This is a genomic window from Lysobacter sp. CA196, from assembly GCF_052078695.1.
Classification (GTDB): Bacteria; Pseudomonadota; Gammaproteobacteria; order Xanthomonadales; family Xanthomonadaceae; genus Lysobacter.
Map to the genome: position 1 here is coordinate 46,187 of NZ_JBQJIN010000027.1, position 25,628 is coordinate 71,814.

The following is a 25,628-nucleotide window of genomic DNA, read 5'->3' on the forward strand; positions in this document are numbered from 1 at the left end:
ATGCGTTTTCCCCGCGCCGGGTCTTGGTTGCTCGGCGGACTGCTGGCGATCGGCTCGTCCGCCGCGTGGGCCCAGACCCTGACCTTGCAGGTGCCTTCGCGCGGGCCCAGCCCGCCGACCATGCAGACCGCGATGTCGGCGATCGAGTTCGATGCCGCCTCGATCGGCGGCGGCTCGACGATCTCCGTCGACGGCACCAGCATCGCGGTCGCCGACTCCGGTTGCGCCGGCGTCGCCTGCAAGGCGGTCGGGGTCAGCCCGACCGGCGACATCGCCACGGTGACCCGCATCAGCGGCACCCAGCGCGCCCGTCTCGACATCAGCTACAAGAGCGTGTTCCCGGGTAATTTCTGCGCGCCGACCATCACCCCGGCCGGCTTGTCGATCACCCTGGAGCTGACCGGCTTCACCTTCGGCGCCGGCAAGGGCTATCGCATCACCAGTTTCATGGCGCCGTCGGATGCGTCCTGCGACGTGGCGTATGTGCGGGTGCCGACCAGCCGGCCGTCGATCTCCGGCGCAGGCGTCGCTTATCTCGGCCGCCTGCCGCTCAATATCGTGCTGGTGATCGACAAGTCGCCGAGCATGGACTGGGTGATTCCCGGTTCGCCGGACAAACGCTGGGATCGAATGAAGTCCTCGGTGCAATTGTTCGCCTCGGTCTGGGATGCGGTCGGCGCGCCGCCACCGCCGGCGACGATCTCTTCCGAAGGCCATCCCGACGACAGGCTCGGCATGGTCCTGTTCGGCGGCACCGCGGTCGAATCGCCGCTCGACGGCCTCAACTTCTTCAAACAACGCGGTGCCATCGCCGCGCCCTGGGCCGCTCCGGTCGCGGCCGGCCTGGTCGACGACACCTACATCGGCGGCACCTCGATCGGCGCGGGCACGACGATGGGACGCGCGCGCCTGGTGCCGGTCGAACAACTGGTCGGCGACACCGCCATCGTGCTGTTCACCGACGGCGAGCAGAACAACCCGCCGTGCATCTCGCGCCAGGGCGAAGTGTTGGCGCCGGTCGAAAGGCCTTATCCGGGCAAGCCGCCGGGAACGACTTACCTCGACAAATGCGCGGTCGCCGCGGCGATGCCGAGCAGCGCATTGCTGACCTTGAACGGCGGCATCCTCGCCCGCGACGTGCTGCCGCGCGGCCCGATCTTCACCATCGGTCTCGGCGAAGGCGGCATGGCCGCCAGCGCCGAATTGCTCGACGAAATCTCCGGCGAAACCGCCGGCCGTTCGGCGTTCCCGAACAACGGCGTGGCGATGGATAACAGCTTCGTCGACAACCTGGTGACCCATCTCAAGGGCGGCACGGTGTCGCTGCTGGATCGCACCCTGGGCGATCTAGCCGCCGGCACACCGGCGTCGACGCCGTTCAACTTCATCGTCGACCCCTCGCTGACCCGGGTCACCTTCGTGCTGAGTTGGGAAGGCAGCGCCCGTGAAGCGGGGCTGGAGATCCGCCGCCCCGACGGCAACATGACCACCGCCATCCAAAGCGCGAGCGGGCCCAACTTCCGGGTCGCGACGGTCAATATTCCCCAGGCCGGCCCGGCCGGCGACTGGAAGGCGACGGTGCGCCGGTTCGGCACCGCCGGCCTCAAGTACCAGCTCTCGGCCTACGGCGTGGAAAGCCGCTTCGGTGCGCGAGTCACCGAAACCCCGCGCCTCGGCACCGCCAGCCCGATCGGCGTCGTCGCCGAAGTCGGCTGGGACCACGGCCCGCTCGCCGACCTGCCGGCCGGCGCGATCCGCGCCATCATCGAACGCCCCGGCGCCAACCTCGGCACCTTGCTGCACGACGCCGGCGCTCAGCCGATCGACGGCGAGGTCCGCAACGACACCTCTCCGCTGTCGATGAAACTCGACCAGATGATCCGTTCCGGCGGCCTGCTGGACAAGCTCGAACCCAAGCCGGTCGGCGACGCGATCGAACTCAAGCATGTCGGCAATGGCCGCTATGAAGGCAAGTTCGACGCCACCAACGTCGGCGGCCGTTATCGCATCCGCATCGAGTACGACTGGAACGACCCGCGCACCGGCGTAATCCGCCGCCGCGACCTCGCCGAACGTCAGGTGCCGGTGATCCCGACCGCCAAGGATTCGGCGGTGCGGGTGCAACGCGAGCCGCGCAGCGAAAACGCGCTGATCGTGATAACGCCGCGCGACCAGTTCGGCAACTACGTCGGCCCCGGTCATGAAGGCGGCTTCAACGTCAAGATCGAGTCCGGCACGATCGCCGGCGCACCGGTCGACAACGGTCTCACCGGTGAGTACACGGTCCAGGTGAGCGGACTCGCCCCGGGCGACGATCCGAAGGTCAGCATCGTCTTCGCCGATCAGGTCCTGCGCGACGGTCCGCTGTCGAGCCTGGGCACCGGCACCGAGCCGCCCTCGCACGAGCCGTGGTGGAAGCGCTGGTGGTGGTTGATCCTGATCCTGGTGCTGCTGGTGTTGTTCCTGCTGTTGCGGCGCAAGTAAGCGCCGCGACCCGCCGAGGCCCGCATGCTCCGACTGGACTCGCGACGCGATCCGAACCAACTGCGCAGCGTCAGGCTGCGCAGTGCGGAGCGCGACACGCTGCGGGCCCGGCAGGGCCTGGAGCGGGCCTTGGCCACGGTCGATTGGTCTCTGACCGAACTGCCGCCGAACGCGCTGTTGCTGGTACGCAAGCTGCAGGCCGGGCCTCATTCCATGGCGGCCTTCGGCACGCTGGTGTCGCAAGCCCTGCGCGAGCGACAGCGCAACGCGAAACGCCCCTGGCGCGACGACGGCGCCGCGACCGCCGACGCGGTCTGGTTCGACGAAGGCGAGCTTGCCGCCTGCCTGGTGCGCGACTGGCTGCGCAGCCACGTCTCGCAACGCTGGTGGTGGCGTACCGTGCTGGGGCGTGCCGCGGTGGACGAGTGGCTGCGCGAGCAGGTGCTCGGCGACGGCCGGCAGGTGGTCGCCACGCTGAACCTGCTGGCACCGGACGGCGACGCCGCGGCCTGGCTGTCGCGCTTGCACGACGGCGATGCGATGCGCGCCTTGAGCGCATTGGCGCGGGATTACCAGGCGCCACGCGCCCTGCCGTTCGGCCCCGCGCTTCAGAGCGCAAACCCAAGAGACGACGTCGCCGCTGGTCCGGCTTCGGACACGCACGAGGCATCGCAACGACCGCCCGCAGCGGCCGCCACGAGCCCGTTCGATTACGACACGCGCAAACCCGCGTTCACATCGCATCGCAACCAAACGCGTCTGCTCGCGGCGATGCCCGAACTGCGCAGCGATGCACTGCGACCGACGACGCTCCGCCTGCTGGCATTCGCGCTGGCTGCGGTACGCGAACCGGGCTGGCTGCGCAGCGCCGATTTCGCCGATACGCTGACGGCATGGACGCAGTCGCGATCGACTGCTGCACCGGCGATGCCGAGACCTGCGCAACCTGCACCAGCGCCGCCGTCGAATTCGCAACCCAACCTCTCCACCCACTTGCTTACGCCGGCGACCACGAACACAGCGACGGCATCACCGGTTCCAGCCATCGAGGCCGCGACGGAAGTCGCCGCGCAAGTCGCAGCGGAGGCATCGGCACCGCCACGGCTCGATTCGTCGGCGTTATCGAAAGCGGGCTCGACCGCCAAGCGCGAGCAGCGCACCCCCAGACCGATGCCGGATGCCAGGCGGTCGCGCATTCGCGTCGCCGGCGGCGTAGCGACCGTCCACACCGCTGCCGCAGCGACCGACGCACGCGAAGCCGAAACGCCGACGCAGGCAAAGCGCCTCGACCCGGCCATCGAAGCCGAATCCAGGTCTGCCGACACCACACCGCAACCGATCTTCAACATCGCCGACGGCGTGCATATCGACAGCGACTACGGCGGCTTGCTGTACCTGCTCAACGCCGCCCTGGCACTGGAGTTGTACGGCGATTTCAGCATGCCGCGCACGCGCGGCCTGGCCTTGTCGCCGTGGAACTGGCTAGCCCTGATCGGCGAGGCCTGGTTCGGTGCGGAATTTCGCCGCGACCCGCTATGGCGACTGTTGGCCGATCTGGCCGGCCGCAAACCGCAGCAAGCGCCCGCGCACGACTTCGTGGCGCCGCACGACTGGGCCATCGACGAGGCCTGGCTGCAGCCCTGGGACGAGGTCGATACGGTCGCCTACCACGCCGGCAAGCAACGCCTGCGGCTATGGCACCCGCAGGGCTTCGTGCTCGCCGATCTACCGCGCCGGGCCGCATCGACTCCGTCCGCACAGGCTGCCGCCTGGTGCGCAGAACGCGCTGGTTTACGCACGGCCAGGCTGATTCGTACACCGCAGGCGCCCTCGCTGCGCCAACGCAACCGTCGCTGGCTGCATTACCTGCTGACCTATCTGGAAGCGCGTTTGTCGCGCGCCCTCGCCGTCGACCACGGCGATATCCCCGCCCTGGTCTGTCGCCACCGAGCGCAGTTGCATTGCAACCTCGTCGACCTCGAGGTGCGCCTGTCGCTGGAGACCTTGCCCTTGTGTCTGCGCCTGGCCGGGCTCGACCGCGACCCCGGCTGGATTCCGGCCGCCGGCCGCAGCGTCCGTTTCCGCTTCGTCTGAGGGCCGCGCATGAACGCCTTCCTCGCTCCGACCGCCCCCGCCTTCGCCGAGACCCCGTTCACCGCGCCCGCTCATCTCAAGCTGGCGCTGTACGCGGTGATCGCGAGCATCGCCGAGGCCTGCACCGACGGCGAGATCGACGACGCCGTGCAGGCCTATCCCTTCCTCGCCGACTACATCGAGGAGATCGAACGCGAAATCGCCGCCGGCCCATGCCTGTCGGCGCGCTGGAAAACCGCGCTGAGCGAATGGGAAGGCCGCGCCGAAGCGCAGGCGCCGCGCTTGCCCTTGTCGGCCCTGCGCCGCGCCGGCTTGAACCCGCTCGACATCGAGCTGCTGCTGGCGATCGGCCTGATCGAGGAAGACCCGCGTTTCGGCCTGGTGTTCGAGCAAGCGCAGCGACGCGACAACCGGCCGAGCTTCGGCCTGCTGATGGCGTGGTGGCGCGAGCGCGACGACGGCGAGGATCGCATCGACGACGTGCGCAAGTCGCTGCAAAGCCTGATCGAACACGGGCTGGTGCAGTTGTCGAACCCGGAAGCGCCGCGGCCTGACTGGACCCCGAGCGTGACCCTCGCGGTGTGGGACGGTCTGCGCGGCGAACTCAGCTCGACCCGCTGGCTGCGCCATGTCGCCCATGCGCAACTGCCGCGCTTGAGCGATTACGTCTTCCCCGTCGCCAGCCTCGACGGCCAGGCCATCCTCGACGCGCTGCACACCGGCGCGAGCGCGCCGGCGTTGCTGATCCGCGGCCCGGTTCACAACGGCCGCAAGACCCTGGCCGGCGCCCTCGCCCACGCGCTCGGCAAGGACTTGCTGATCGCCAGCGCAGCGGTGTTCGACGAAGAAACCCGTTGGCGTTTGTTCGGCACCCTGGCGGCGATGCTCGACGCGCTGCCGGTGGTCGAAGCCGATTCTTCGCCCGGCGAGACCCGGCGCCTGGCGCCGCTGCCGCTGGTCGACACGCCGTTGTTCGTGGTCACCGGGCGCCACGGCGCCTGGGCCTGCGAAGACCGCCGGCCGATGCTCGACATCGAACTGCCGTTGCCCGGCCCGGCGCAACGGCAACGTCATTGGTCGGCCTGCCTGCCCGAGCAATCGGTCGAGACCCTGGCCGACCTGTCCGGGCGCATGCGGTTGTCGAGCGGCCATGTGCGCCAGGTCGCGGCGGCGGCGAACGCGTTCGCCCGACTCGCCCAGCGCGAGCGCCCGCAGCACGACGATCTGCGCCGCGCCTGCCGCAGCCTGCAGACCGCGCGCCTGGAAACCCTGGCCACGCGCCTGCACGCAGCCGGCTCGCTCGACGACCTGATCGTCGACGACGCCACCCGCGAGGAGATCGACGCGCTGGCGACGCGCTGCCGTTGGCGCGAGCCGCTGGCGAGCGGTTCGGCCGCAGTGGCGATGCACGGGGTCGGGGTACGCGCCCTGTTCGCGGGCTCCAGCGGCACCGGCAAGACCCTGGCCGCACGCCTGCTCGCGGCCGAGCTCGGCAAGGACGTCTACCGCATCGACCTGTCGGCGACGGTCAACAAATACCTCGGCGAGACCGAGAAGAATCTCGACCATGCCCTGAGCGCAGCCGAAGAACTCGACGTGGTGCTGCTGCTCGACGAAGGCGATGCGCTGATGGCCAACCGCACCGAAGTCGGCTCTTCGCACGACCGCTACGCCAATCTCGAAACCAATTTCCTGCTGCAGCGCATCGAATCCTTCGAAGGCATCCTGCTGGTCACCAGCAATGCCGCCGACCGCATCGACCGCGCCTTCGCCCGGCGCATGGACGTGGTAGTCAACTTCCGCGCCCCGGATGCCTGGCGGCGCTACGAGATCCTGCGCCTGCACCTGGCCGGCGACGGCTGCGACGAAAGCTGGCTGCAGGACGCGGCCAGTCGTTGCGCCCTCAGCGGCGGCCAGTGGCGCAACGTGGTCATGCATGCGCGTCTGCTCGCCTTGCAGAGCGGCAACAGCATCGCCGCGGTGCACCTGCAGGCGGCGCTGACCCGCGAGTACCGCAAGATCGGCGCGAACTGCCCGATGCGCGCGCTCGATCCGCCGCGCGGCGGCCCCGGACACTGACCATGGCCGTCGCGCGCGTCGCCAAACGGGCCAACCCGCGCAACGATCCGCGCTACAAGCGCGTGGTCGACAAACTCAACGCCGACAGCCGCAAGCTCAAGCAACACCCGCCGCCGTCGCGCAAGTCCGACGAATCCGGCAAGGCCGCCAAGGGCCCGGCCAACGAGAAGGCCGCGGGCGCGCGCGCCAAGCAGGTCGACCAACTCGAAGAGGCCGAGACGCCGAAACCGGAGACCGCGAGTTTCCTGTCGATCCTGCGCGCCGAAATCGCCAAGGTCATGCCCAAGACCCTCGGCGACACCGAGAAGTTCATGAAGGGCGGCACCGGCAACGAGATCAAGGGCTCGCTCAAGGGCGAAGTCGGCAACCAGAAACAGGCCGCCACCGGCGATCTGCAGCAGACCTCGAACGCGCCGCCGTCGGAAGCCGGCGTGCCGGCCAAGCCGGTCACGCCGATCCCGCCCGAACCCGGTGTGCCGCCGCCGCAAGTCGACGCCGCCGGAGCGATGCCGGCGCCGAAACCCGCCGCCGAGATTTCGCTGGAAGACAGCAAGACCGAGGTCGCCGACGCCAAGAAATCGACCAAGCAGACCGACACCCGCCTGAAGAACGCCAACGACCCGCGTTTCTCGGCGGTGATGACCGCCGAGAAAGCGGTGCAGAAGGATTCCGATGCCGGCCCCGGCAAGTACCGCGGCAAGGAAGGCGCGACCCTGGGCAAGGCCGCCGGCCAGGCCAAGGCGGTCGCCGGCAAGGGCGTCAGCAGCCTGCTCGCGGTCAAGGGCGGCAGCAAGACCAAGGTGCTGTCGAAACAGGAACAGCAGAAGGCGCGCGAAGAGCTGGAACTGAGCAAGTTCAGCAACTTCGTCGTCGCCACCTTCAACACCGCCAAGGCCGCGGTCGACAAGCGCCTGGAGAACCTGGAGACCTCGGTCAACACGATCTTCGACCAGGGCACCGACGCCGCCCTGGCGCAGATGAAGAGCTACGTCGAAGACGCCCTGTTCAACTACAAACTCAAACGCTATCTGCTGATGCCGGGCGGTTCGCTGCTGTGGATCAAGGACCAGATCCTCGACCTGCCGCCGGAGGTCAACCGCTTCTACGAGGCCGGGCGCAATCTGTTCACCGCGGCGATGGACGCGCTGGCGGTCAAGGTCGCCAATCTGGTCGAACGCGAATTGGCCGCGGCCAAGAACGACGTCGCCCAGGCCCAGGCCAAGATCGCGACCGCGCAGGCGGCGCTGTCGCCGGGCGTGCGCGCCCGCGGCGCCCAGCTCACCGCCGAGTACGCCGACAAGTTCAACGAACTCAAGTCCGGCATCGAGGACAAGAAGCAGGCGCTGGCCGAGGGTCTGGCGCAGAAGTACAAGGAAGCCTTCGACAAGGCCGACGAAGCGCTCAAGGCGATCCAGGACTCCAACAAAGGCCTGGTCACCCAGGCCAAGGAGAAGATCGCCGAAGTCGCCAAGGCGCTGATGGAGTTCAAGGACAAGCTCATGGCGATCCTGCGCAAGGGCGCGGACACCATCGACCTGATCCTCGACAACCCCGGCGGCTTCCTGTCGAACCTGATCTCGGCGGTCAAGGGCGGCTTCTCGGCGTTCGCCGGCAACATCCTCGGCCATCTCAAGCGCGGTTTCATCAAGTGGCTGTTCGGCGCACTGGCCGGCACCGGCATCGAGATACCGAGCGACCTGACGGTAGTGTCGATCCTGAAGATGGTGCTCGGCGTGCTGGGCATTACCTACGACCGCATGCGTGCCAAGGCGGTCAAGCTGCTCGGCCCGACCGCGGTGGCGGTGATCGAGAAGCTGGTGAGCTATCTGCAGACCCTGATCGGCGGCGGCCCGGCCGCGCTGTGGGAGCAGATCAAGGGCGACCTGTCCAACCTCAAGGACATGGTGATCGGCGCGATCCAGGACTGGATCGTCAGCACCATCGTCAAGAAGGCGGTGGCCAAGGTCGTGTCGATGTTCAATCCGGCCGGCGCGATCATCCAGGCGATCATGATGATCGTCAACGTGGTGATGTTCGTGGTCGAGCGCGCCGCGCAGATCATGGAGTTCGTCGAGTCGGTCATCAACTCGATCCATGCCATCGCCACCGGTTCGATCGGCGGCGCCATCAGCAAGGTCGAACAGGCCCTGGGCAACGCGGTGCCGATCCTGATCGGCTTCCTCGCCGCGTTGATCGGCCTGGGCGGCATCAGCGCCAAGATCAAGGGCTTCATCACCAAGGTCCAGACCAAGGTCGACCAGGCCATCGACAAGGCGATCAAGAAGGCGGTCGCCTACATCAAGAAGCTGTTCGGGAAGTTGACCGGGAAGAACAAGGACGACAAGCGTACCGAGCAGGAGAAGACCCGCGACAAACTCGCCGGCATTGCCGATGCCGAGAAGCTGCTGCGGGCCAAGGGCTACAGCGAGAAGAAAGTCGCATCCAAGCTCGGCGGGATCAAGAAGCGCTACAAGCTGCTGACTTTGGACATGGTCGTGGACTCCAAGGACGCCAAGACCGAAACCTTGCACTTCACCGCGTCGGCCAGCACTAAGGTGACCGGCAAGCCGCAAAAGGTCGTGGTCGCCGTCGAACTGGGCGAAGTCAAACTTCGCGATGCGTTCGTGGCCAGAGAAAAGTCCGCCAGCGGCAAGAAGCTGGCGTTCACCCGGGTCGAGTTCAAACGCCAGGTCGGCATCCAGCAGGCCGCGATACGCAACCTCGCGTTGAAGGACTATCGCGGCAACTACCGCAGGTTCCACGGCGGCACCGGAGGCACGGGCGCCGGTGGCCGCGCCGAAACCACTCAGGCCAGCGCCGATCGTCGGGCCGCGATCGAAGGCGAGCGCCAGGCCGTGATCAAGCAGTGGATGACCAACAACCCGGGCAAACCGCTCGCCGATGCCGATACCTTCGCTACCAAGTTGTTCAAGCCCAGGCCGGGCGACAAGTCCTATCCGTTCATACATAAGTCAATGCCTTTCAACGGCGTGACCTACATCAACGGCGCTTATGGCAAAGCGATCCTGCATGCACTCGACCAGGGCGCGGGCGGCGACGGCACCACCGCAGGGCTCGGCGGCCTGCGCGAAAACTCCTCGATCGGCGCACAGTGGGACCGCGGCAAGCGTGCGGAGACGCTCAAGAGCCAGATCGACGCCGAAGCCACCAAGGTCGTCAAAGCCGCGGGTGTCGATGCCAGTGCCGCGGACGATTGCAAACTCGCCAAGGTCGAACTGACCGTAATCGATGGGTGATCTCATGTCCAAGACCGACTTCCCGAAGTTCCACGCCACCTTCCCGCCCAGCGGAGACCGGGTCGCGTTCGATGAATCACGTCACGCCGACTACCTGGCCAAGGTGCCCTCCGAAGTCGCCAACGAATGGCGCAATTTCGGTTTCGGCGCCTATGGCGATGGCCTGATCTGGACCACGCCCCCCGACCAGCCGCTGCTCGATCCCGCGGAGTGGCCGGGCATCGAGGACGACGCCGTCGAAGTTCTGCGCACTGCGTTCGCGAACCTCTGCCTGTGGCAAGGCGGGCGATTCGTGTGGCTCAACGTACACACCGGCAAGATTGCCCAACTGAGCGACGTCGCCCAGATCCTGTTCGACGCCGGCCTGTGCAATCGCGACTTCCGCAAGGAAGTGCTGATGGAGCCCTTGTTCGCCAAACTGCGCAAGCGTCTGGGCGATCTTGGCGCGGAAGAATGCTATGGCTTCGCGCCGCTGCCCGCGCTCGGGGGAAACTCCTCCTCGGAGCAAGCGATCAAGACCGATATCCGCGGTTATGTCGCAATGGCCGCACAGGCACTGGGCTGAACGATATGAGCACGGCGTTACGCGATTTCCATATGCGTCACTCCGGCATCGATCTCGTGGTCTGCGGCTGCGGCCCCTCGCTGCTGCAGCTGCCGGAGCCGCAACGCTACGTCAGCATCGGCGTCAACGACGTCGGCCGGTTGTTCGACCCGACCTATCTGGTGGTGCTGAATCCGCGCCAGCAGTTCAAGCACGACCGCTTCCGCTACGTCGAGCAATCCAATGCGCAGGCGCTGTTCACCCAGATCGAACTCGGGCGGGTGCGGCCGCCGGTGGTGCGTTTCCGCCTGGGCCAGTATGCCGGCACCGACGCGGGCGCCGACGATGCCCTGCACTACACCCAGAACTCGCCCTATGTCGCGGTCAGCCTCGCCGCCTATATGGGCGCGCGGCGGATCGGCCTGATCGGCGTCGACTTCACCGACGACCACTTCTTCGCCGCGACCGGACGCCATGCCCTCGCCGCCCGGCTCAAGGAAATCGACGGTCAGTACGGCAAGTTGGCCGCTGCGCTCGCTCGGCGCGGCACCGAACTGCTCAACCTCAGCGCGATCAGCCGTCTGAACTCGCTGCCGCGAGCGCGGGTCGACGACGCCGGCGAATGGCTGCGCGATCCCGCCACCCTGCACCGCCTGCCCATACCCACACCGCCCTCGGCGCCGACGACGGCACGACCCCGCGCGCCCGCAAGGAGCCCCTCCATGAAAGTCGCGATCGAAAAACGCACCCCCGGCCTGGTCGGCGATCTGTTCGAGACCCTCGCCGGCTCGATCGCCGCGCTCGGTCATAACGTCAGCCGCGACCCGCGCGCGACCGCGCGCAATCCGCGGGTGCTGTCGATCGTCTGGAACGGGCGCGGCCACAGCCTGCTGGGGCCAGTACTGTATTGCGAGCACGGCTGGCTGCCGCGCGCCGACTACCAGATCAGCCCGCGCGGCATCAATGCCGATTCGCATGCCGCGCCGTTCGTCTGGGACGGCCAGCCCTTGAGCGCCGAGCAGGACGCCGCCCTCGACCTGCGCCTGGCCGCGATCAAGTCGACCGGTTTCAGCGGCTATTACCAATACATGCAGGCCAATCGCGAACACCGCATCGAGCTGCCCGCGCAGTTCCTGCTGGTGCCGCTGCAGATCGAGTCGGACACCAACATCATCCGCCACGCGCCCTCGTCGCTGCGGACCATGCAGGCGCTGATCGACCACGTCAGCCGGCTCGACCCGCCGTGGCCGGTGATCTTCAAGCAGCATCCGGCCGATGCGCGTACCCGCAACCGCCATCTGCGTTTGCAACTGCGCCGCAAGCAGGACCTGCTGTGGCCGCAGACCCGCGGCAACATCCACGAAATGCTGCGCAGCGGCGCCTGCCGCGGCATCCTCACCCTCAACAGCAACGTCGCCCACGACGGCCTGCTCTGGAACGTGCCGGCGATCGTGCTCGGCCGCAACGTCTGGCCGCGCAACGGTGCGGTCAAACCCTTCCTGACCGAAGCGCCGCGCGATTGGGCGCTGCTCGCCGACAGCGCGGCCAGCGCCGAAGCCATCGCCTGCCGCCGCGCCTATGCGCAGCATCTGATCGCCCACCAGTGCAGCCTGGGCGAAGCCGCCGACCCGCAGCGCGTCGCCACGCTGCTGGAGCTGGCCCTGCGCGAACGGCCGATGACGCCGACCGGCACGGTGATTCCGCGCACCTTGCCGCGTGCCGTCGCGCGTAAAACGGCCGTGTCGCGGCCGCCGTCGCTGCCGACCCTCAACGTCGTCGCCGAGAACAAGGGCTGGCTGTTCGAGCATTGGAAGCAAGCGCTCGCCGCGGCGCCGCCGGCCGGTTATCGCATCGCCGCGACTCAGAAACCCCTGCCCCAGGCCGAGGCCTGGATCTTCCTGCGCGCCCGCGAAGCCGCACGCAGCCCCGACCCGATGCGCAGCGTGGTGCAGTTGCACGACATGAGCGGCGTCGAGGCCTACCGGCGCGGCGGCGTACGTGCCGACGTCGCCCGCTGCGGCGGTCTCGTGCTTGCGCATCCCGATCAGCAGGCGATCCTCGCCGCGAGCGGCATCGATCTGTCCAGGCGGCAGTGGATCGTGCGGCCGGTCGGCTGGGGCGAGGCCCCGGCGGCGCCACCGAACGAGGACGCGGCGCCGGTATTGGCCTGGATCGGTCGACCGGCGAATCAGCAAGGCCGCGATGCCAGCGGTTTGACCGAGTTCATCGCCGCGGTGCAACGCGTCCGGTCGCCGATGCGCATCAAGTTGATCGGCGAGCGCCTCGATGCAGCGGCCGCGAGCCTGCGCCGCGCCGGCATCGATTGCACCGTGATGGGCCTTGCACAATGCCCGCTATCGCGCTGCGCCGAATGGGTCGGCCGCTTCGATGGCGTGGTGGTGACCAGTACCACCGACTGTGGCCCCTGGCCCCTGTTCGATGCCGTGCGCGCCGGCGTGCCGGTGGTCGCCACCCGGGTCGGCTGGGCCGAACGCTTGCTCGGCGACGGCCGCTGCGGCCATCTCGTCGACGATGTCGAGGCGATGGCCCAGGCGATCGAAGCGGTGGTCGGACAACGCAGCCATTGGCGAGAGCGACGCCTGGCCTTGCCGCCGCAATGCCCCGAGTACGGCATGGCCGCCTGGGTGGAAGCCAACCTGCAGCTGGCGGTCGCGCTCGCGGCCGGCGGCGAGCGAGCCGTGGCATGAAGACGCATCCACTCCGCGCCGTCGCCGCGCCGCCCAAACCCAAGCCCCAATCGAAGCCCCAACCGCTTGCCCGCGTCAAGCCGCGCAAGGCCGGCAAGAAGAAAGGCCCGCCACCGCCGTGGCTGGCCGATCAGGCCCTGAACCTGTTGCTGACCCAGTACGAGTTCGACAGCGTGCTCGACGTCGGTTGCGGCGACGGCCTGCAAGCGCGCCATCTCGCCAAGCACGGCAAGCGCGTCACCACCATCTCGTTCGAGTCCTATGGCGGCCATCGCCCGGATTTCGTCGGCGATTTCGAAGACTTCGCCAGCGACGAGCGCTACGATCTGGTGTGGTGCTCGCATGCGCTCGAACACCAGGCCAATGTCGGTCAGTTCCTGCAACGCCTGGTGAGTTTCGTCGCACCCGGCGGATTGCTCGCGATCACCGTGCCGCCGGCACGGCCCTATATCGTCGGCGGCCACCTGACGGTGTGGAACGCCGGACTGTTGCTGTACAACCTGATCGTCGCCGGCATCGACTGCCGCGAGGCCCGGCTCAAAGTCTATGGCTACAACATCTCGCTGATCGTGCGGGTGCGCCGGGCCGAGTTGCCGATGCTGCGCCACGATATCGGCGACATCGAGCGGCTCGCGCCGTTCTTTCCGATGCCGGTGCAACAGGGCTTCGACGGCCGCATCGAAGAGATCAACTGGGAGCAGCCGCGCAGCGCCGACATCGCGAGCACCGAGCGCACTGCGCGCTCAGCGGCGATGGTTCCGGCCACGGCGATGACGGCGCCGGTCATCGATGCCGGCACCGCGCTCGACCCGGCTGCGTTCCTGGCCTTGCCGGTGCCGCACTCGAGCGACCTCGACAGCCTGCTCGCGGTCGCCCGCTCGCATTGCCCGAGCGGCCATGTAATGGAGTTCGGCGTGTTCCGCGGGCGCTCGCTGAGTGCCCTGGCCCGCGCCCTGCCCGAACGCCGGGTGCACGGCTTCGACACCTTCACCGGCTTGCCGATCCCGTGGCAACGCAGCGCCGCCAGCGTCTATCCGGCCGGTCACTTCGATACCGGGGCCCTGCCCGAGGTGCCCGCGAACGCGAGCCTGTGGCCCGGCGAGTTCGGCGCCAGCCTGCCGGCCTGGCTGGACGCCCATCCCGGCCCCGCGGCGCTGCTGCACATCGACTGCGACCTGTACGAATCCACGGTCACCGTGCTGACGTTGATAGACGAACGCATCGTGCCCGGAACGGTGCTGGTGTTCGACGAGTTGTGCGACTGGAACGAGTCCGGCGTGTACCCGGCCTGGCGCGACGGCGAATGGCGGGCGCTGCGCGAATGGCTGCAACGCCGTCCGCGACGGCTGCGTTTGCTGGCGCGCGGGCCGAAGTTCTCCGCCGCGATCCAAATACTCGCCGCGTCCCCCCCAACGTCCTCCTGAACATCGCCGCGAGCCGCGTCGGCGATCACGGATCGCGGCATTGAATACGATTGCAGCCGTTCCGGAGCAGCGCAACAACGGCCTTAGAGTGAGGCGGCGCGCGTATCCGCGCGCTTTCCGACTCGACAGGAGTGCGTGGCGATGGGCGATCAGACGCGGTGGTGGAACGGCGTGGCGGGTGTGGTTCTGACGACGATGCTGGGCCTGCTGTCGACGGGCGAAGCGCGCGCCGCCGTCGACGCCCAGCAACTGGGTGCGCGCTACGATGCCAGCCAGAGCAATCTGAACTTCCGCGTCTATTCCTCGCGCGCCACCCGCATCGAGGTCTGGCTGTACAAGACCGCATCCGGTGCACAGGAAGTCGCGCGCCTGAGCCTGAGCAAGGACGCCGCGACCCAGGTCTGGTCGAAGTCGGTCGCGACCAGCACCATCAAGACCAGCTACGGCATCACCGGCACGGTCTATTACGGCTATCGCGCCTGGGGCCCCAACTGGCCCTACGACGCCGCCTGGAGCAAGGGCAGCGGCACCGGTTTCGTCAGCGACGTCGACAACGCCGGCAACCGCTTCAATCCGAACAAGCTGTTGATCGACCCCTACACGCGCGAAATCAGCCAGGACCCGAACACCGCCGCCTGCGCCGACGGCACGATCTACGCCAGCGGCGCCGGCCATCGCAACAAGGACAGCGGCGCCTGCGCCAGCAAGAGCGTGGCCCTGACCGCCGATGCTTCCTCGGTCGGCAGCAAGCCGACGCGCGCGCTCAAGGACGAGGTGATCTACGAGGTGCACGTGCGCGGCCTGACCCGCAACGACAGCAGCGTGCCCGCCGCCGAACGCGGCACCTATGCCGGGGCCGCGCGCAAAGCCGCCTATCTGGCCGGCCTCGGCGTCACCGCGATCGAATTCCTGCCGGTGCAGGAAGCGCAGAACGACCACAACGACGTCGACCCCAACTCGACCGCGAACGATAACTACTGGGGTTACATGACCCTGAACTATTTCGCCCCCGACCGCCGCTACGCCGCCGACAAAAGCGCCGGCGGGCCGACCCGCGAATGGAAGGCGATGGTCAAGGCCTTCCATGACGCCGGCATCAAGGTCTACATCGACGTGGTCTACAACCACACCGGCGAAGGCGGCCCCTGGGGCGGCAGCGACGGACTGACCGTGTACAACCTGCTGTCCTGGCGCGGCCTCGACAACCCCGCCTATTACTCGCTGACCGCCGACTTCAAGTCGCCCTGGGACAACACCGGCGTCGGCGGCAACTACAACACCCGCAACACCGTCGCCCAGAACCTGATCGTCGATTCGCTGGCCTATTGGCGCGACGCGCTCGGCGTCGACGGCTTCCGCTTCGACCTGGCCTCGGTGCTCGGCAACAGCTGTCAGCACGGCTGCTTCAACTTCGACAAGAGCGACGCCGGCAACGCGCTCAACCGCATCGTCGCCGAGCTGCCGCCGCGGCCGACCGGCGGCGGCGCCGGCCTCGACCTGATCGCCGAGCCCTGGGCGATCGGCGGCAACTCCTACCAGGTCGGCAACTTCCCCGCCGGTTGGGCGGAATGGAACGGCCTGTACCGCGATGCGCTGCGCAAGAAGCAGAACAAGCTCGGTGTCGAAACGGTGACCCCGGGCACCCTGGCCTCGCGCTTCGCCGGGTCCAGCGACCTCTACGGCGACGACGGCCGCAAGCCCTGGCACTCGATCAATTTCATGGTCGCCCACGACGGTTTCACCCTCAACGACCTCTACGCCTACAACGACAAGCAGAACAACCAGCCCTGGCCCTACGGCCCCTCCGACGGCGGCGAAGACCACAACCTGAGCTGGGACCAGGCCGGCGTGGTGCTGGAGCAACGCAAGGCCGCGCGCACCGGGCTGGCCTTCATGATGCTGAGCGCCGGCGTGCCGATGCTCACCGGCGGCGACGAAGTCCTGCGCACCCAGTTCGGCAACAACAACACCTACAACCTGGATTCGGCCGCGAACTGGCTGTACTGGACCCGCGACAGCGTCGAGGCCGACCACGAGACCTACAGCAAGCGCCTGATCGCCTTCCGCAAGGCGCATCCGGCGCTGCGTCCGGCCAATTTCTACAGCGGCGCGGACAGCAACGGCAACGTCATGGAGCAGTTGCGCTGGTTCAAGCCCGATGGGGTCCAGGCCGATGCGGCTTATTTCAACGGCACCGGCAATCACGCCATCGCCTGGCGCATCGACGGCAGCGAGTTCGCCGATCCGGCCAGCGCGATCTATGTCGCCTACAACGCCTGGTCCGGGCCGGTGAACTTCGTCCTGCCCTGGCCCGGCAACGGCAAGCAGTGGTACCGCGTCACCGACACCGCGACCTGGAACGAAGGTCCGAACGCGGTCGCGCTGCCGGGCTCGGAAACCCTGATCGGCGGCGAGAACGTCACCTATGGCTTGCAGGCCCGTTCGCTGCTGCTGTTGATCGCCAGGTAATCTGCGCAACCGCCACCTGATCGCGAGCGCCGTGCCTCCAGCATGGCCGCGATCGCCGCGCAGTCGCGTTGTATGGGCTGATCCGCGCTCGGAACGCGGGCGACGACGCGTGTCGCCGGTCACGTTCCGCATCGCGACCGCGTCGGTTCCGACACGCCGAGGCCCATCGAAGGCCAAGGAGGCCGCTATGTGGCAGTTCCAGACCATCCGCAATCCGAGCGAAGCCTCGCTGTGGTTCAGCGACGGCTTGCCCATCGGCACCTGGCGCGGCGGCAAGGGCGTATCGAGCCGTCTGATCGTCGACGGCGAGGGTTTTCTCGACGTCACCGATTTCCAGAACGGTTTTCCGTCCGGGCCGGTGATGGATTTCGTCGACTTCAACGGCGCCGACTTCGACTACACGCCCAACCCCACCGCCAGCTTCGACCTGTACCTGCCCGGCGACGGCAGCTTCACGGTGACGGCAGTCGCGACCGGGGTCAACCAGTCCGGCCAGCTCAAGCCGCTGCCGGTGATCGCGGCCGCCGATGCGGCTTATCTGGACACGATGATCGCCGGCAAATACGTGCCGTATCAGAACATCCCGGATGCGCCCGGCAAGAGCTTCGCCCAGATCGCCTCGCTCGGCGCGCAGTTCTTCCCGTTCACGCCGTACAGCTTCCAACTGGCGATGTCGATCTACGACTGGACCACGGCCTCGTTCACCCGCATGGTCTTGATGAAGATCTTCGAGTACACCGGCATCGCGCAGACGCCGCTGCCGCTGGACCAGGGCAGCATCGCCAACGCGATCTGGGAATCGAACTGGAACACCTACAACCCCAGCGACCCGGACTACATGCACTCGTTCATCATGACGCCGGCCTCGTCGCTGGCCGACGTGCAGTCGCAACTCGCCGCGGTGGCGACCCAGCTGCAGCAGTTCAGCGACGTCGAGAACCGCCTGCTCGCCGCGGCCTACCAGTCGATGCCGCGCACCAGCATCGTCGACCAGCCGCAGCTCTTCAGTGGGCAGATGGACATCTACCAGCTGGGCATGGAGCATTTCGGCATCGAGTTCCTGCAATGCCCGCTCAATGCCGGCCCCGACACGCTGCCGTTGCAGATCGATTTCGATGTGGCCATCGCCGACTACATCCAGCCCGGCGACACCATCACCACCAAGATGGTCTGGAGCTTCGGCAGCAGCATGGCCGAGGCGATGCAGTACCAGAACGGCATCGTCCTGATCGCCAATCCGCCCGAAGGCGCCTGGGTCTGGGATGCCGCCAGCTACATCACCCCGCTGTCGGACGACCCGAGCAAGATCGAGTACACCTTCGCCCCGGGGACTTCGTTCGTGGTGCAGTCGGTCGAACAGACCCAGAACAACGGCGTCGACGTCTGGGTCATCACCTTGTTGGCACCGAGCGCTTGAGCGCGCCCGACGCAGTCAACCCGGCGGCGACTCGCGCAGCCGCTTGCGGTAATCGCTTGGCGCGCTGTCGAACGGACGCCGGAAACTGCGGCTGAAGGCCGGCTCGGAACCGTAGCCGACCCGCGCGGCGATCTGCGATCGGCATCCGATTGCGGCGTTTCGGTCACGCCGCGGCCGCGACAGAGCCCTACGTTAAGCGCTCCGGCCGGCACGGCCACAAGCCGGTCGTGGGGCGGCGTTGCGAACCTGTAACCCCCGCCCGCGGCTTCACGGCGGCATCCGCGCGGGCGTGAAACGCTCGCCGCTCGCAGAACAGGCTCAGGACCAGTCCTCCGGGCCGCCACGCCAACGGCGCCCCATACACCCAGGTGTTGGCACCACCATTCGGGAATACGAACATGAGCAGTCAACCGACCATCGTCCTCGTCCACGGCTTCTGGGGCGGCGCGGCCCACTGGAACCGCGTCATCGTCGAACTCGCGCGCAAGGGGCATTCCGTCCGCGCGGTCGAGCTGCCGCTGACCTCGCTTGCCGACGACGTCGAGCGCACCCGCAAGATGGTCGCCCAAGTCGACGGGCCGGTGCTGCTGGTCGGCCATTCCTACGGCGGCGCGGTGATCACCGAGGCCGGCAATCATCCGAACGTGGCCGGGCTGGTCTATATCGCCGCATTCGCGCCGGACGCCGGCGAAAGCCCCGGCGGCATCACCCAGCAGGCCGTGCCGCAGGCGGCGCCGGACCTCGCGCCGGACAGCGACGGCTATCTGTGGCTGAGCGCGGACAAGTTCCACCAGGATTTCTGCCAGGACCTCAGCGCCGACGAAGGCCTGGTCATGGGCGTGACCCAGAAGGCGCCGTTGGCGAGCACCTTCGGCGACACGGTCACGACCCCTGCGTGGAAGAGCAAGCCGAGCTGGTACCAGATCTCCAGCGAGGACCGGATGATCTCGCCGGAAAACCAGCGGCGCATGTCGGCGCGTTTGAACGCACGCAAGGTGATCGAGCTCGATGCGAGCCACGCCTCGCTGGCTTCGCGTCCGCTCGAAGTTTCGGCCCTGATCGAGGAAGCCGCCGCGGCGGTGGCTTCGCGCTGACCGCGGCTACGGCGAGCGGGACGGTTGCGTCCCGCTGCGCTGGGGCTACGTCGTAGTTGCGGATTCTCGGTCGCGGCTAGCGCCGCTCCTACCCGGAAGCACGCGGCCCATGCGACATCGCCAAATAACGGCTCGGCGGCATGCCGATCAGGCGCTTGAACATGGTGGTGAACGCCGAGGCGCTTTCGTAGCCCAGGTCCAGCGCCAACGCGGTGATCGCCTCGCCCGCGGCCAGGCGCGGCAGGGCGGCGAAGATCGCCGCCTGCCGGCACCACTGGGCGAAGCTGGTGCCGGTTTCGCTGCGGAAACGGCGGGTGAAGGTGCGCCGGCTCATCGCCAGGTCGCGGCACCAATCGTCGATGGTGTCGTGCGGCGACGGATGCGCGAGATAGGTGCGGCAGCGCTTGGCCAGGCGCGCATCGGCCGGGAACGGAATGTCCAGCGGCAACACCGGCGCGCGCTCGATCTCCTGCACGATCAGCGAATAGATCAGGTCGGGCCGCGAACCGCGTTCGGCCTGCAGCGGCAGGTCGAGGGTTTCCAGCAGCAACTGCCGCATCAGCGGCGACACCCCGATCACCCGGCAATCCTGCGGCAGCGCCGCGCTGACCTCGGGTTCGATATACACACTGCGGGTGCTGATCGCGACCAGCACGTGCACGTCGTGGGCCATGCCGGCCGGGATCCAGGCCGCACGCTCCGGCGGCACGATCCAGCGCCCGGTCTCGGTGCCCACCACCATGATGCCGTGCGCGGAGTACAACAGCTGCGAGCGGCGATGGCGATGGCGGGCGATGCGGCGATGGGCCGGATAATCGTTCGAGGTCGCGACGATCCGACCCGGCAAGATGTCGACCTGGGTCGGATGGACATTGCGCATTGGCCCGATCTCGAAGATTGTTGACCTGAACAATAGTGCGGGCATGCGCACGGCGGCGTCTACTGGGCGCCATGAACACGCTCGATACTCCCCATACGCGGGCCGATACGCCGGCCGACATCCTGATCGATACGCCTGCGACCGCCGCGCTGCCCGTCTTCGAGGCCGGCGAGAAGCCCGCCGAAGCCGCGGGACGCATCGCTTTGCCGATCCTGGCGATGCTCAGCGTCTGCCACCTGCTCAACGACATGATCCAGTCCTTGCTGCCGGCGATCTATCCGCTGCTGAAGGACGCGTTCAAGCTCGATTTCGGCCAGATCGGCCTGATCACCCTGACCTTCCAGGTCACCGCCTCGCTGCTGCAGCCCTTGGTCGGCATCTACACCGACAAACGGCCGATGCCCTACTCGCTCGCGATCGGCATGGGCTTCACCCTGACCGGCCTGCTGCTGTTGTCGCGCGCTTCGAGCTTCCCGATGCTGTTGCTCGCCGCGGCCCTGGTCGGCTCGGGCTCGTCGGTGTTCCACCCCGAATCCTCGCGCGTCGCGCGCATGGCCTCGGGCGGCCGCCACGGCCTGGCCCAGTCGCTGTTCCAGGTCGGCGGCAACGTCGGTTCCGCGCTCGGCCCCCTGCTCGCCGCTTTCGTGGTGATGCCGCGCGGCCAGGGCAGCGTCGGCTGGTTCGCGTTCGCCGCGCTGACCGCGATCGTGATCCTGAGCCGCATCGGCGTGTGGTACCGCGAGCAGATCCCGGCGCAGCGCAAGAAACAGGCGAACGCCGCGCGCGCGACCCTGCCTCGCAAGACCATCGCCCGCAGCATGGCCGTGCTGGCGGTGCTGATCTTCTCCAAGTACTTCTACATGGCCAGCCTGTCGAGCTACTACACCTTCTACCTGATGGAAAAATTCCAGCTCAAGGCGCAGGACGCGCAGGTGCACCTGTTCGTCTTCCTCGGCGCGGTCGCCGCCGGCACCCTGCTCGGCGGGCCGATCGGCGACCGCATCGGCCGCCGCTACGTGATCTGGTTTTCGATCCTCGGCGTGCTGCCCTTCACTCTGCTGCTGCCGCATGCCGACCTGTTCTGGACCACGGCGCTGACGGTGGTGATCGGTCTGGTCCTGGCCTCGGCGTTCTCGGCGATCCTGGTCTATGCGCAGGAACTGGTGCCGGGCCGCACCGGCGTCATCGCCGGCCTGTTCTTCGGCTTCGCCTTCGGCATGGGCGGCCTGGGCGCCGCGGCCCTGGGACAGCTCGCCGACCGCATCGGCATCGAGGCCGTGTACGGTCTGTGCGCCTATCTGCCGGCGATCGGCCTGCTGGCCTGGTTCCTGCCGAAGCTGGAGAAACCGGCTGCCGGGGCCTGACTTCGGCTCGATCGCGGTCGTCTCGCAGCCTGAGAATGTTTCGTCGCATCATGCGCCATGCATCAGCATTCGCTGTTCGACACCGACCCGCAGCAACCGATCCGCGACGCCGAAGGCGGCGTGCGCTATCTGCCGGGCGTGTTCGATGGCGAGTGGTCGATGCGGCTGTTCGCGACCCTGCTCGAACAGGCGGCGTGGACCTCGCAGCAACGCATGATGTACGAGCGGCTGGTCGACGTGCCGCGGCGCATGGCGATGTACCGTCTCGACCGCGACGCCCTGCCGCCGATGCTCGGCGCCACCGCCGAACGCGTCGGCGAACTGTTGCAGGCACCGTTCAACAGCGTCGGCCTGAATCTATATCGCGACGGCCGCGACAGCGTCGCGCTGCACAACGACAAGCTGCACAACCTCGCACCGGGCCGGCCGATCGCGGTGCTCTCGCTCGGGGCGACCCGGCGCATGACGGTACGGGCCAAGCGGGCACCGCACGCCACCTGGCAGCTGCAACTCGAATCCGGCAGCCTGGTGGTCATGAGCCATGCCTCGCAGCAGCACTACGACCACGGCATACCGAAGGCGCCCGGCGTGCTCGACCCGCGCATCAGCCTGGCGTTCCGGGTGCGCACCGACTGAGTGCGCACCGACCGGACACCAAGCACTGAGCCGCGCGCCGGCTCAGTCCTCGGTCGACGCCTGCAGTGCCGCGGCCAGCGCCGCATCGCCGGAGACCAGATCGTTCCAGCTCAAGGCGAGGCCTTTGCGCCGGCCTTTCTCGGACAGTTTCAGGCCATCGGGATCGAGCGTCAGCGTGTACAGCTTGCCGTCGATCTCCACTTCGCGTCGCAGCGGCTTGTCGAGTCGGGTCATGATCGTATCGCTCCTGTGGTGTGGCGAATGCCGGTGTCGGGCCTTGCTCGCCTATCTGTCGGTGTCGATCTGCCTGTCTGCCATGGCCGCGCCGGCCGAACCCTCAGCCCCGCGAACCGGTCGCGCGATACCAGTCCAGCAAGGCCTCGGGCAAGCGCGGTTCCAGCTCGACGCCCAAGGCGGCATGCGCATCGAGCGAGTCGAGCAGCTTGCGCCGCAGCGCCTGCAATTCGGGTTGATCGAGCAATGACACGTCGCCTTGCAGCTGCGCCATCAAGGCTGCGCTGCGGTCGCAGAGGCTGTCGCCCTGGGCGGCGAGTTCGCGCCGCAGCCAGGCACGCAACGGGCGATGCACGCTGTGCCCTGTCGCTTGCAGGCGCGACGCCTCCTCGGTCAGCGCTCGATAGGCGCCGCGATACCACTCGCTGTGGCCGCCGGCCCGCACGTTCACCGTCAGCGGCGCCGGCGCGTTGTGGTCGATCAGGCGATGATGCAGGTCCAGCTCCAGCTTGCGCGCGTCGCGCACGGTCTCGGTCTCGACCAGGAAGGCCTGGTCCAGATCGAAGAACTCGAAAAAGCGCGCCTGCAGCGCCTGGATGCGGCCCAGCGGCCCGCGCGAGAAACCCAGCTTGAGCAGGTCTTCGTAGGCGCAGGGCAGCACGTACAGATAACAGACGCCTTCGCTGGCGCTGCGTATTACCGCGGGATCGGACGAGCGGATGGCGCGCATGGGCTTAGCATCGCCGATTGCCGGTGAAGCCGAAAGCATGCTCGCTGGAGGCCTCGCTGCGATGCGGAAAACTGTGCGCAAGACCTCCGATTCGCGGATCCCTTGCGGCTGCCTTCGGGGCAGGCTCATGCGCGGTCCGCGACCCCGCTGACGCCGGCGCTCCTGGCGCAATGCACGCAACAGTAAAAGGTGCCGTCGTCCTCGATGCCGTGTCCGACGATGCGGCAATCGCAATGCGCGCACCGCGGCGCCATCGCATGGATCGCGCACTCGAACGAATCGAAGGTGCCGCTGCGCTTACCCATGGATACGGTGAAGGTCTTGTCGTACTGGTTTCCGCAAACATCGCAAACGGCCATGACCGGCTCCTGTTGAGTGGCGGTGCGGCATTCGGCAGCCGCGGCTCTCGCAACTTACTCGCGCTTGGGCGGCGTGCGCTTGGGCGGCGGGCCGCGGCTCGATGAACGAGCGAACTCGCGCTCGTCGGACTGCAAGGAGCGCACTTTCACGATCTCGTCGAGCCACAGATAGGCCACATGGCCTTCGCCGTGAAGGTCTTCCAGCCGCAGCACCGCGTTGGCGCCCTCGTTGCCGTCGGCATCGAGAAAGGTCTGCAGGCTCGGCCGGGTCGCGACGACCCCGACCTGCCGACTGCCATCGACCAGAACGATATCGACCAAACCTTCGTCGGGCAGCCGCTCGATCAAGAGGCTCAATCGGCGGATCTCGGCGGGATCGGTATGGACACGATCGGCTAGCTGGGTCATCGCTCCGTCCTATGCGGCCGGCAGGCCGGGGAATGCCTGCTGTCGCCGAACATGATGTCGCTGGTGATGTCGCTTACGCTTACTTGCTGCTGGTGCTCTTGGTCGCAACCAGAGCCGTGCTGTCGACGTTCTTGACGCCGTCGACCTTGCGGGCGACGTCGACCGCCTTGGCGGCCTCGGCCTTGCCGTCGACATGTCCGGACAGCTTGACGACGCCGTTGACGGTTTCGACGTTGATGTCGGTGCCGGACACGCCCTTGGCGGCCAACAGCTCGGCCTTGACCTTGGTGGTGATCCAGGTGTCGCTGACCGGCTGCGCCGATTCGTTGCCGGTCGCGGTGGCTGGGTCGTTGACGCCGGCCGCCGATTGCGGCGCCGCCAGGGCGGTGCCGGACACGGCCAGGACCAATGCGAAACTCGCGAGACGTATGGATTTCATGATGGAGTCCTCAACTATGGGGAGACTTTCGCCCGGCGCCGAAACTGTTACCAAGGTCGCAACCCTGGCTATGCGCGGAGCGGGCCTTTTCGCTCTCTTCAGGTTCGAAGACCACTGGCAGACTTGCACTCGATGATGCGTGCACTCAATGATGGTCTTTGCGGCCCGAGCCGGATTTCTTGCCGCCGCCGTCCTGCTTGTTGACGGTGGCCCAGGCGCGCTCCTCGGCTTCTTTCTGCGACACGCCGTCCTTCTTGTACTGCTGTTCGATATGTTCGGCCTGGCGTTTCTGCTTGTCGGTGTAGGAGGATTTATCTCCGCGAGACATGACCGCTCTCCTGTTCCAGAACGCATGAATGACGATGCGACGCTAACCGCCGCGGAGTTAAGGCCAGGACAGCGCGCCGTTAGCGCCGAGTGTTGGATTCATCTGCGCACCGTCACGACGATCCGCGGTCACCGACGCCTCACACGGTGCCGGTTATCAAAAAGGCAGGCCGAAACTGATCGAAAACCGATCGGGGAGCGCATTCATGGAACTGCTGAATCAACTCTGGGTGGTCGGCAGCACCGCTTATGCGATGGCGCTGGGCGGAACCATCGGCCTGGAGCGCGAGCTGAAGAATCGACCGGCCGGATTCCGCACCCACATGCTGGTCGCGGGCGCCTCCTCGCTGCTGGTCGGCGTGGGCCAGTTGGCGATCATGGACCCACGTTTCCACATGCCCTTCCTGGTCAACATCGACCCCTTGCGCCTGGTCGAAGCGGTCGTAGCGGGCGTGTCGTTCATCGGCGCCGGCACCATCTTCGCCCAGCGCGGCGGCCAGGCGATCTCCGGCATCACCACCGCGGCCTCGTTGTTGATGGTCGCGGTGATCGGCGCCAGCACCGGCCTGCGTTATCACCTGCTCGCGTTCGCCGCGACCGTGCTGACCTTGCTGGTCCTGTTCCTGCTCAACCTCGCCGAGCGCAAGGTGGGCACGAAACCGCCGCGCGGATCCTCCTGAG

19 protein-coding genes and 1 pseudogene are annotated in these 25,628 nt (G+C 67.5%); 13 read left to right on the forward strand and 7 right to left on the reverse strand.

What is annotated here, in order from left to right; all coding sequences use genetic code 11:
- From ACTOWK_RS19100 to ACTOWK_RS19145, 10 genes are all read left to right on the forward strand, one after another.
- Window positions 1–2,484, forward strand: coding sequence for a vWA domain-containing protein (locus tag ACTOWK_RS19100; protein WP_441331676.1), 2,484 nt, complete (start codon window positions 1–3; stop codon window positions 2,482–2,484).
- A gap of 24 nt (window positions 2,485–2,508) precedes the next feature.
- Window positions 2,509–4,578 (forward strand): hypothetical protein, encoded by a 2,070-nt coding sequence (locus tag ACTOWK_RS19105; RefSeq protein ID WP_441331677.1) that lies wholly within the window; start codon window positions 2,509–2,511, stop codon window positions 4,576–4,578.
- 9 nt (window positions 4,579–4,587) lie between these two features.
- Entirely contained in the window at window positions 4,588–6,657 is a 2,070-nt protein-coding gene (locus tag ACTOWK_RS19110; RefSeq protein WP_441331678.1) for an ATP-binding protein, read from the forward strand.
- 2 nt (window positions 6,658–6,659) lie between these two features.
- On the forward strand, window positions 6,660–9,914 hold the full coding sequence (locus ACTOWK_RS19115; protein WP_441331679.1) for a phage tail protein: 3,255 nt from the start codon (window positions 6,660–6,662) through the stop codon (window positions 9,912–9,914).
- A 4-nt stretch (window positions 9,915–9,918) separates the two neighbouring features.
- Entirely contained in the window at window positions 9,919–10,479 is a 561-nt protein-coding gene (locus ACTOWK_RS19120) for a T6SS immunity protein Tdi1 domain-containing protein (protein WP_441331680.1), read from the forward strand.
- 5 nt (window positions 10,480–10,484) lie between these two features.
- Window positions 10,485–13,166: a glycosyltransferase gene (locus ACTOWK_RS19125; protein ID WP_441331681.1), complete on the forward strand. Its 2,682-nt coding sequence runs from the start codon at window positions 10,485–10,487 to the stop codon at window positions 13,164–13,166.
- Window positions 13,163–14,590 (forward strand): methyltransferase domain-containing protein, encoded by a 1,428-nt coding sequence (locus tag ACTOWK_RS19130; RefSeq protein WP_441331682.1) that lies wholly within the window; start codon window positions 13,163–13,165, stop codon window positions 14,588–14,590. The genes ACTOWK_RS19125 and ACTOWK_RS19130 overlap by 4 nt, the downstream gene beginning before the upstream one ends.
- A 141-nt stretch (window positions 14,591–14,731) precedes the next feature.
- Complete coding sequence (locus ACTOWK_RS19135) at window positions 14,732–17,059, forward strand: glycogen debranching protein (RefSeq protein WP_441331683.1); 2,328 nt, start codon at window positions 14,732–14,734, stop codon at window positions 17,057–17,059.
- Window positions 17,060–17,246: 187 nt separating this feature from the next.
- Window positions 17,247–18,476, forward strand: coding sequence for a hypothetical protein (locus tag ACTOWK_RS19140; protein WP_441331684.1), 1,230 nt, complete (start codon window positions 17,247–17,249; stop codon window positions 18,474–18,476).
- A gap of 398 nt (window positions 18,477–18,874) precedes the next feature.
- A complete protein-coding gene (locus ACTOWK_RS19145; RefSeq protein ID WP_441331685.1) occupies window positions 18,875–19,570 on the forward strand; it encodes an alpha/beta hydrolase in 696 nt (231 codons plus the stop codon).
- A gap of 88 nt (window positions 19,571–19,658) precedes the next feature.
- Here ACTOWK_RS19145 and ACTOWK_RS19150 read toward each other — a convergent pair whose 3' ends face one another.
- On the reverse strand, window positions 19,659–20,450 hold the full coding sequence (locus ACTOWK_RS19150) for an AraC family transcriptional regulator (RefSeq protein ID WP_441331686.1): 792 nt from the start codon (window positions 20,448–20,450) through the stop codon (window positions 19,659–19,661).
- Window positions 20,451–20,668: 218 nt separating this feature from the next.
- Here ACTOWK_RS19150 and ACTOWK_RS19155 point away from each other — a divergent pair, with 218 nt between their 5' ends.
- Window positions 20,669–21,814 carry an MFS transporter gene (locus ACTOWK_RS19155; RefSeq protein ID WP_441331702.1) on the forward strand — a complete coding sequence of 382 codons (1,146 nt, stop codon included), beginning with the start codon at window positions 20,669–20,671 and terminating at the stop codon, window positions 21,812–21,814.
- Window positions 21,815–21,871: 57 nt separating this feature from the next.
- Window positions 21,872–22,450, forward strand: a complete 579-nt coding sequence (locus ACTOWK_RS19160; RefSeq protein ID WP_441331687.1) for an alpha-ketoglutarate-dependent dioxygenase AlkB family protein — start codon at window positions 21,872–21,874, stop codon at window positions 22,448–22,450.
- A 42-nt stretch (window positions 22,451–22,492) separates the two neighbouring features.
- On the opposite strand, the gene ACTOWK_RS19165 is transcribed toward ACTOWK_RS19160, so the two are convergent.
- The 6 genes and pseudogenes from ACTOWK_RS19165 to ACTOWK_RS19190 form a co-directional block, all read right to left on the reverse strand.
- Window positions 22,493–22,684 carry a hypothetical protein gene (locus ACTOWK_RS19165; RefSeq protein ID WP_441331688.1) on the reverse strand — a complete coding sequence of 64 codons (192 nt, stop codon included), beginning with the start codon at window positions 22,682–22,684 and terminating at the stop codon, window positions 22,493–22,495.
- A gap of 103 nt (window positions 22,685–22,787) precedes the next feature.
- The gene (locus tag ACTOWK_RS19170; protein ID WP_441331689.1) at window positions 22,788–23,414 is read right to left on the reverse strand and encodes a GIY-YIG nuclease family protein; all 627 of its coding nucleotides are present in this window, start codon (window positions 23,412–23,414) and stop codon (window positions 22,788–22,790) included.
- A gap of 125 nt (window positions 23,415–23,539) precedes the next feature.
- Window positions 23,540–23,773 carry a hypothetical protein gene (locus ACTOWK_RS19175; RefSeq protein ID WP_441331690.1) on the reverse strand — a complete coding sequence of 78 codons (234 nt, stop codon included), beginning with the start codon at window positions 23,771–23,773 and terminating at the stop codon, window positions 23,540–23,542.
- 54 nt (window positions 23,774–23,827) lie between these two features.
- Window positions 23,828–24,181, reverse strand: coding sequence for a DUF3247 family protein (locus tag ACTOWK_RS19180; RefSeq protein WP_441331691.1), 354 nt, complete (start codon window positions 24,179–24,181; stop codon window positions 23,828–23,830).
- 79 nt (window positions 24,182–24,260) lie between these two features.
- Window positions 24,261–24,620: a BON domain-containing protein gene (locus ACTOWK_RS19185; protein ID WP_441331692.1), complete on the reverse strand. Its 360-nt coding sequence runs from the start codon at window positions 24,618–24,620 to the stop codon at window positions 24,261–24,263.
- A 157-nt stretch (window positions 24,621–24,777) separates the two neighbouring features.
- Window positions 24,778–24,948: pseudogene (locus ACTOWK_RS19190) on the reverse strand (HupB); the annotation flags it as partial.
- 205 nt (window positions 24,949–25,153) lie between these two features.
- Here ACTOWK_RS19190 and ACTOWK_RS19195 point away from each other — a divergent pair.
- Window positions 25,154–25,627, forward strand: coding sequence for an MgtC/SapB family protein (locus ACTOWK_RS19195; protein WP_441331693.1), 474 nt, complete (start codon window positions 25,154–25,156; stop codon window positions 25,625–25,627).
- The last annotated feature ends 1 nt before the right edge of the window (window position 25,628 follow it).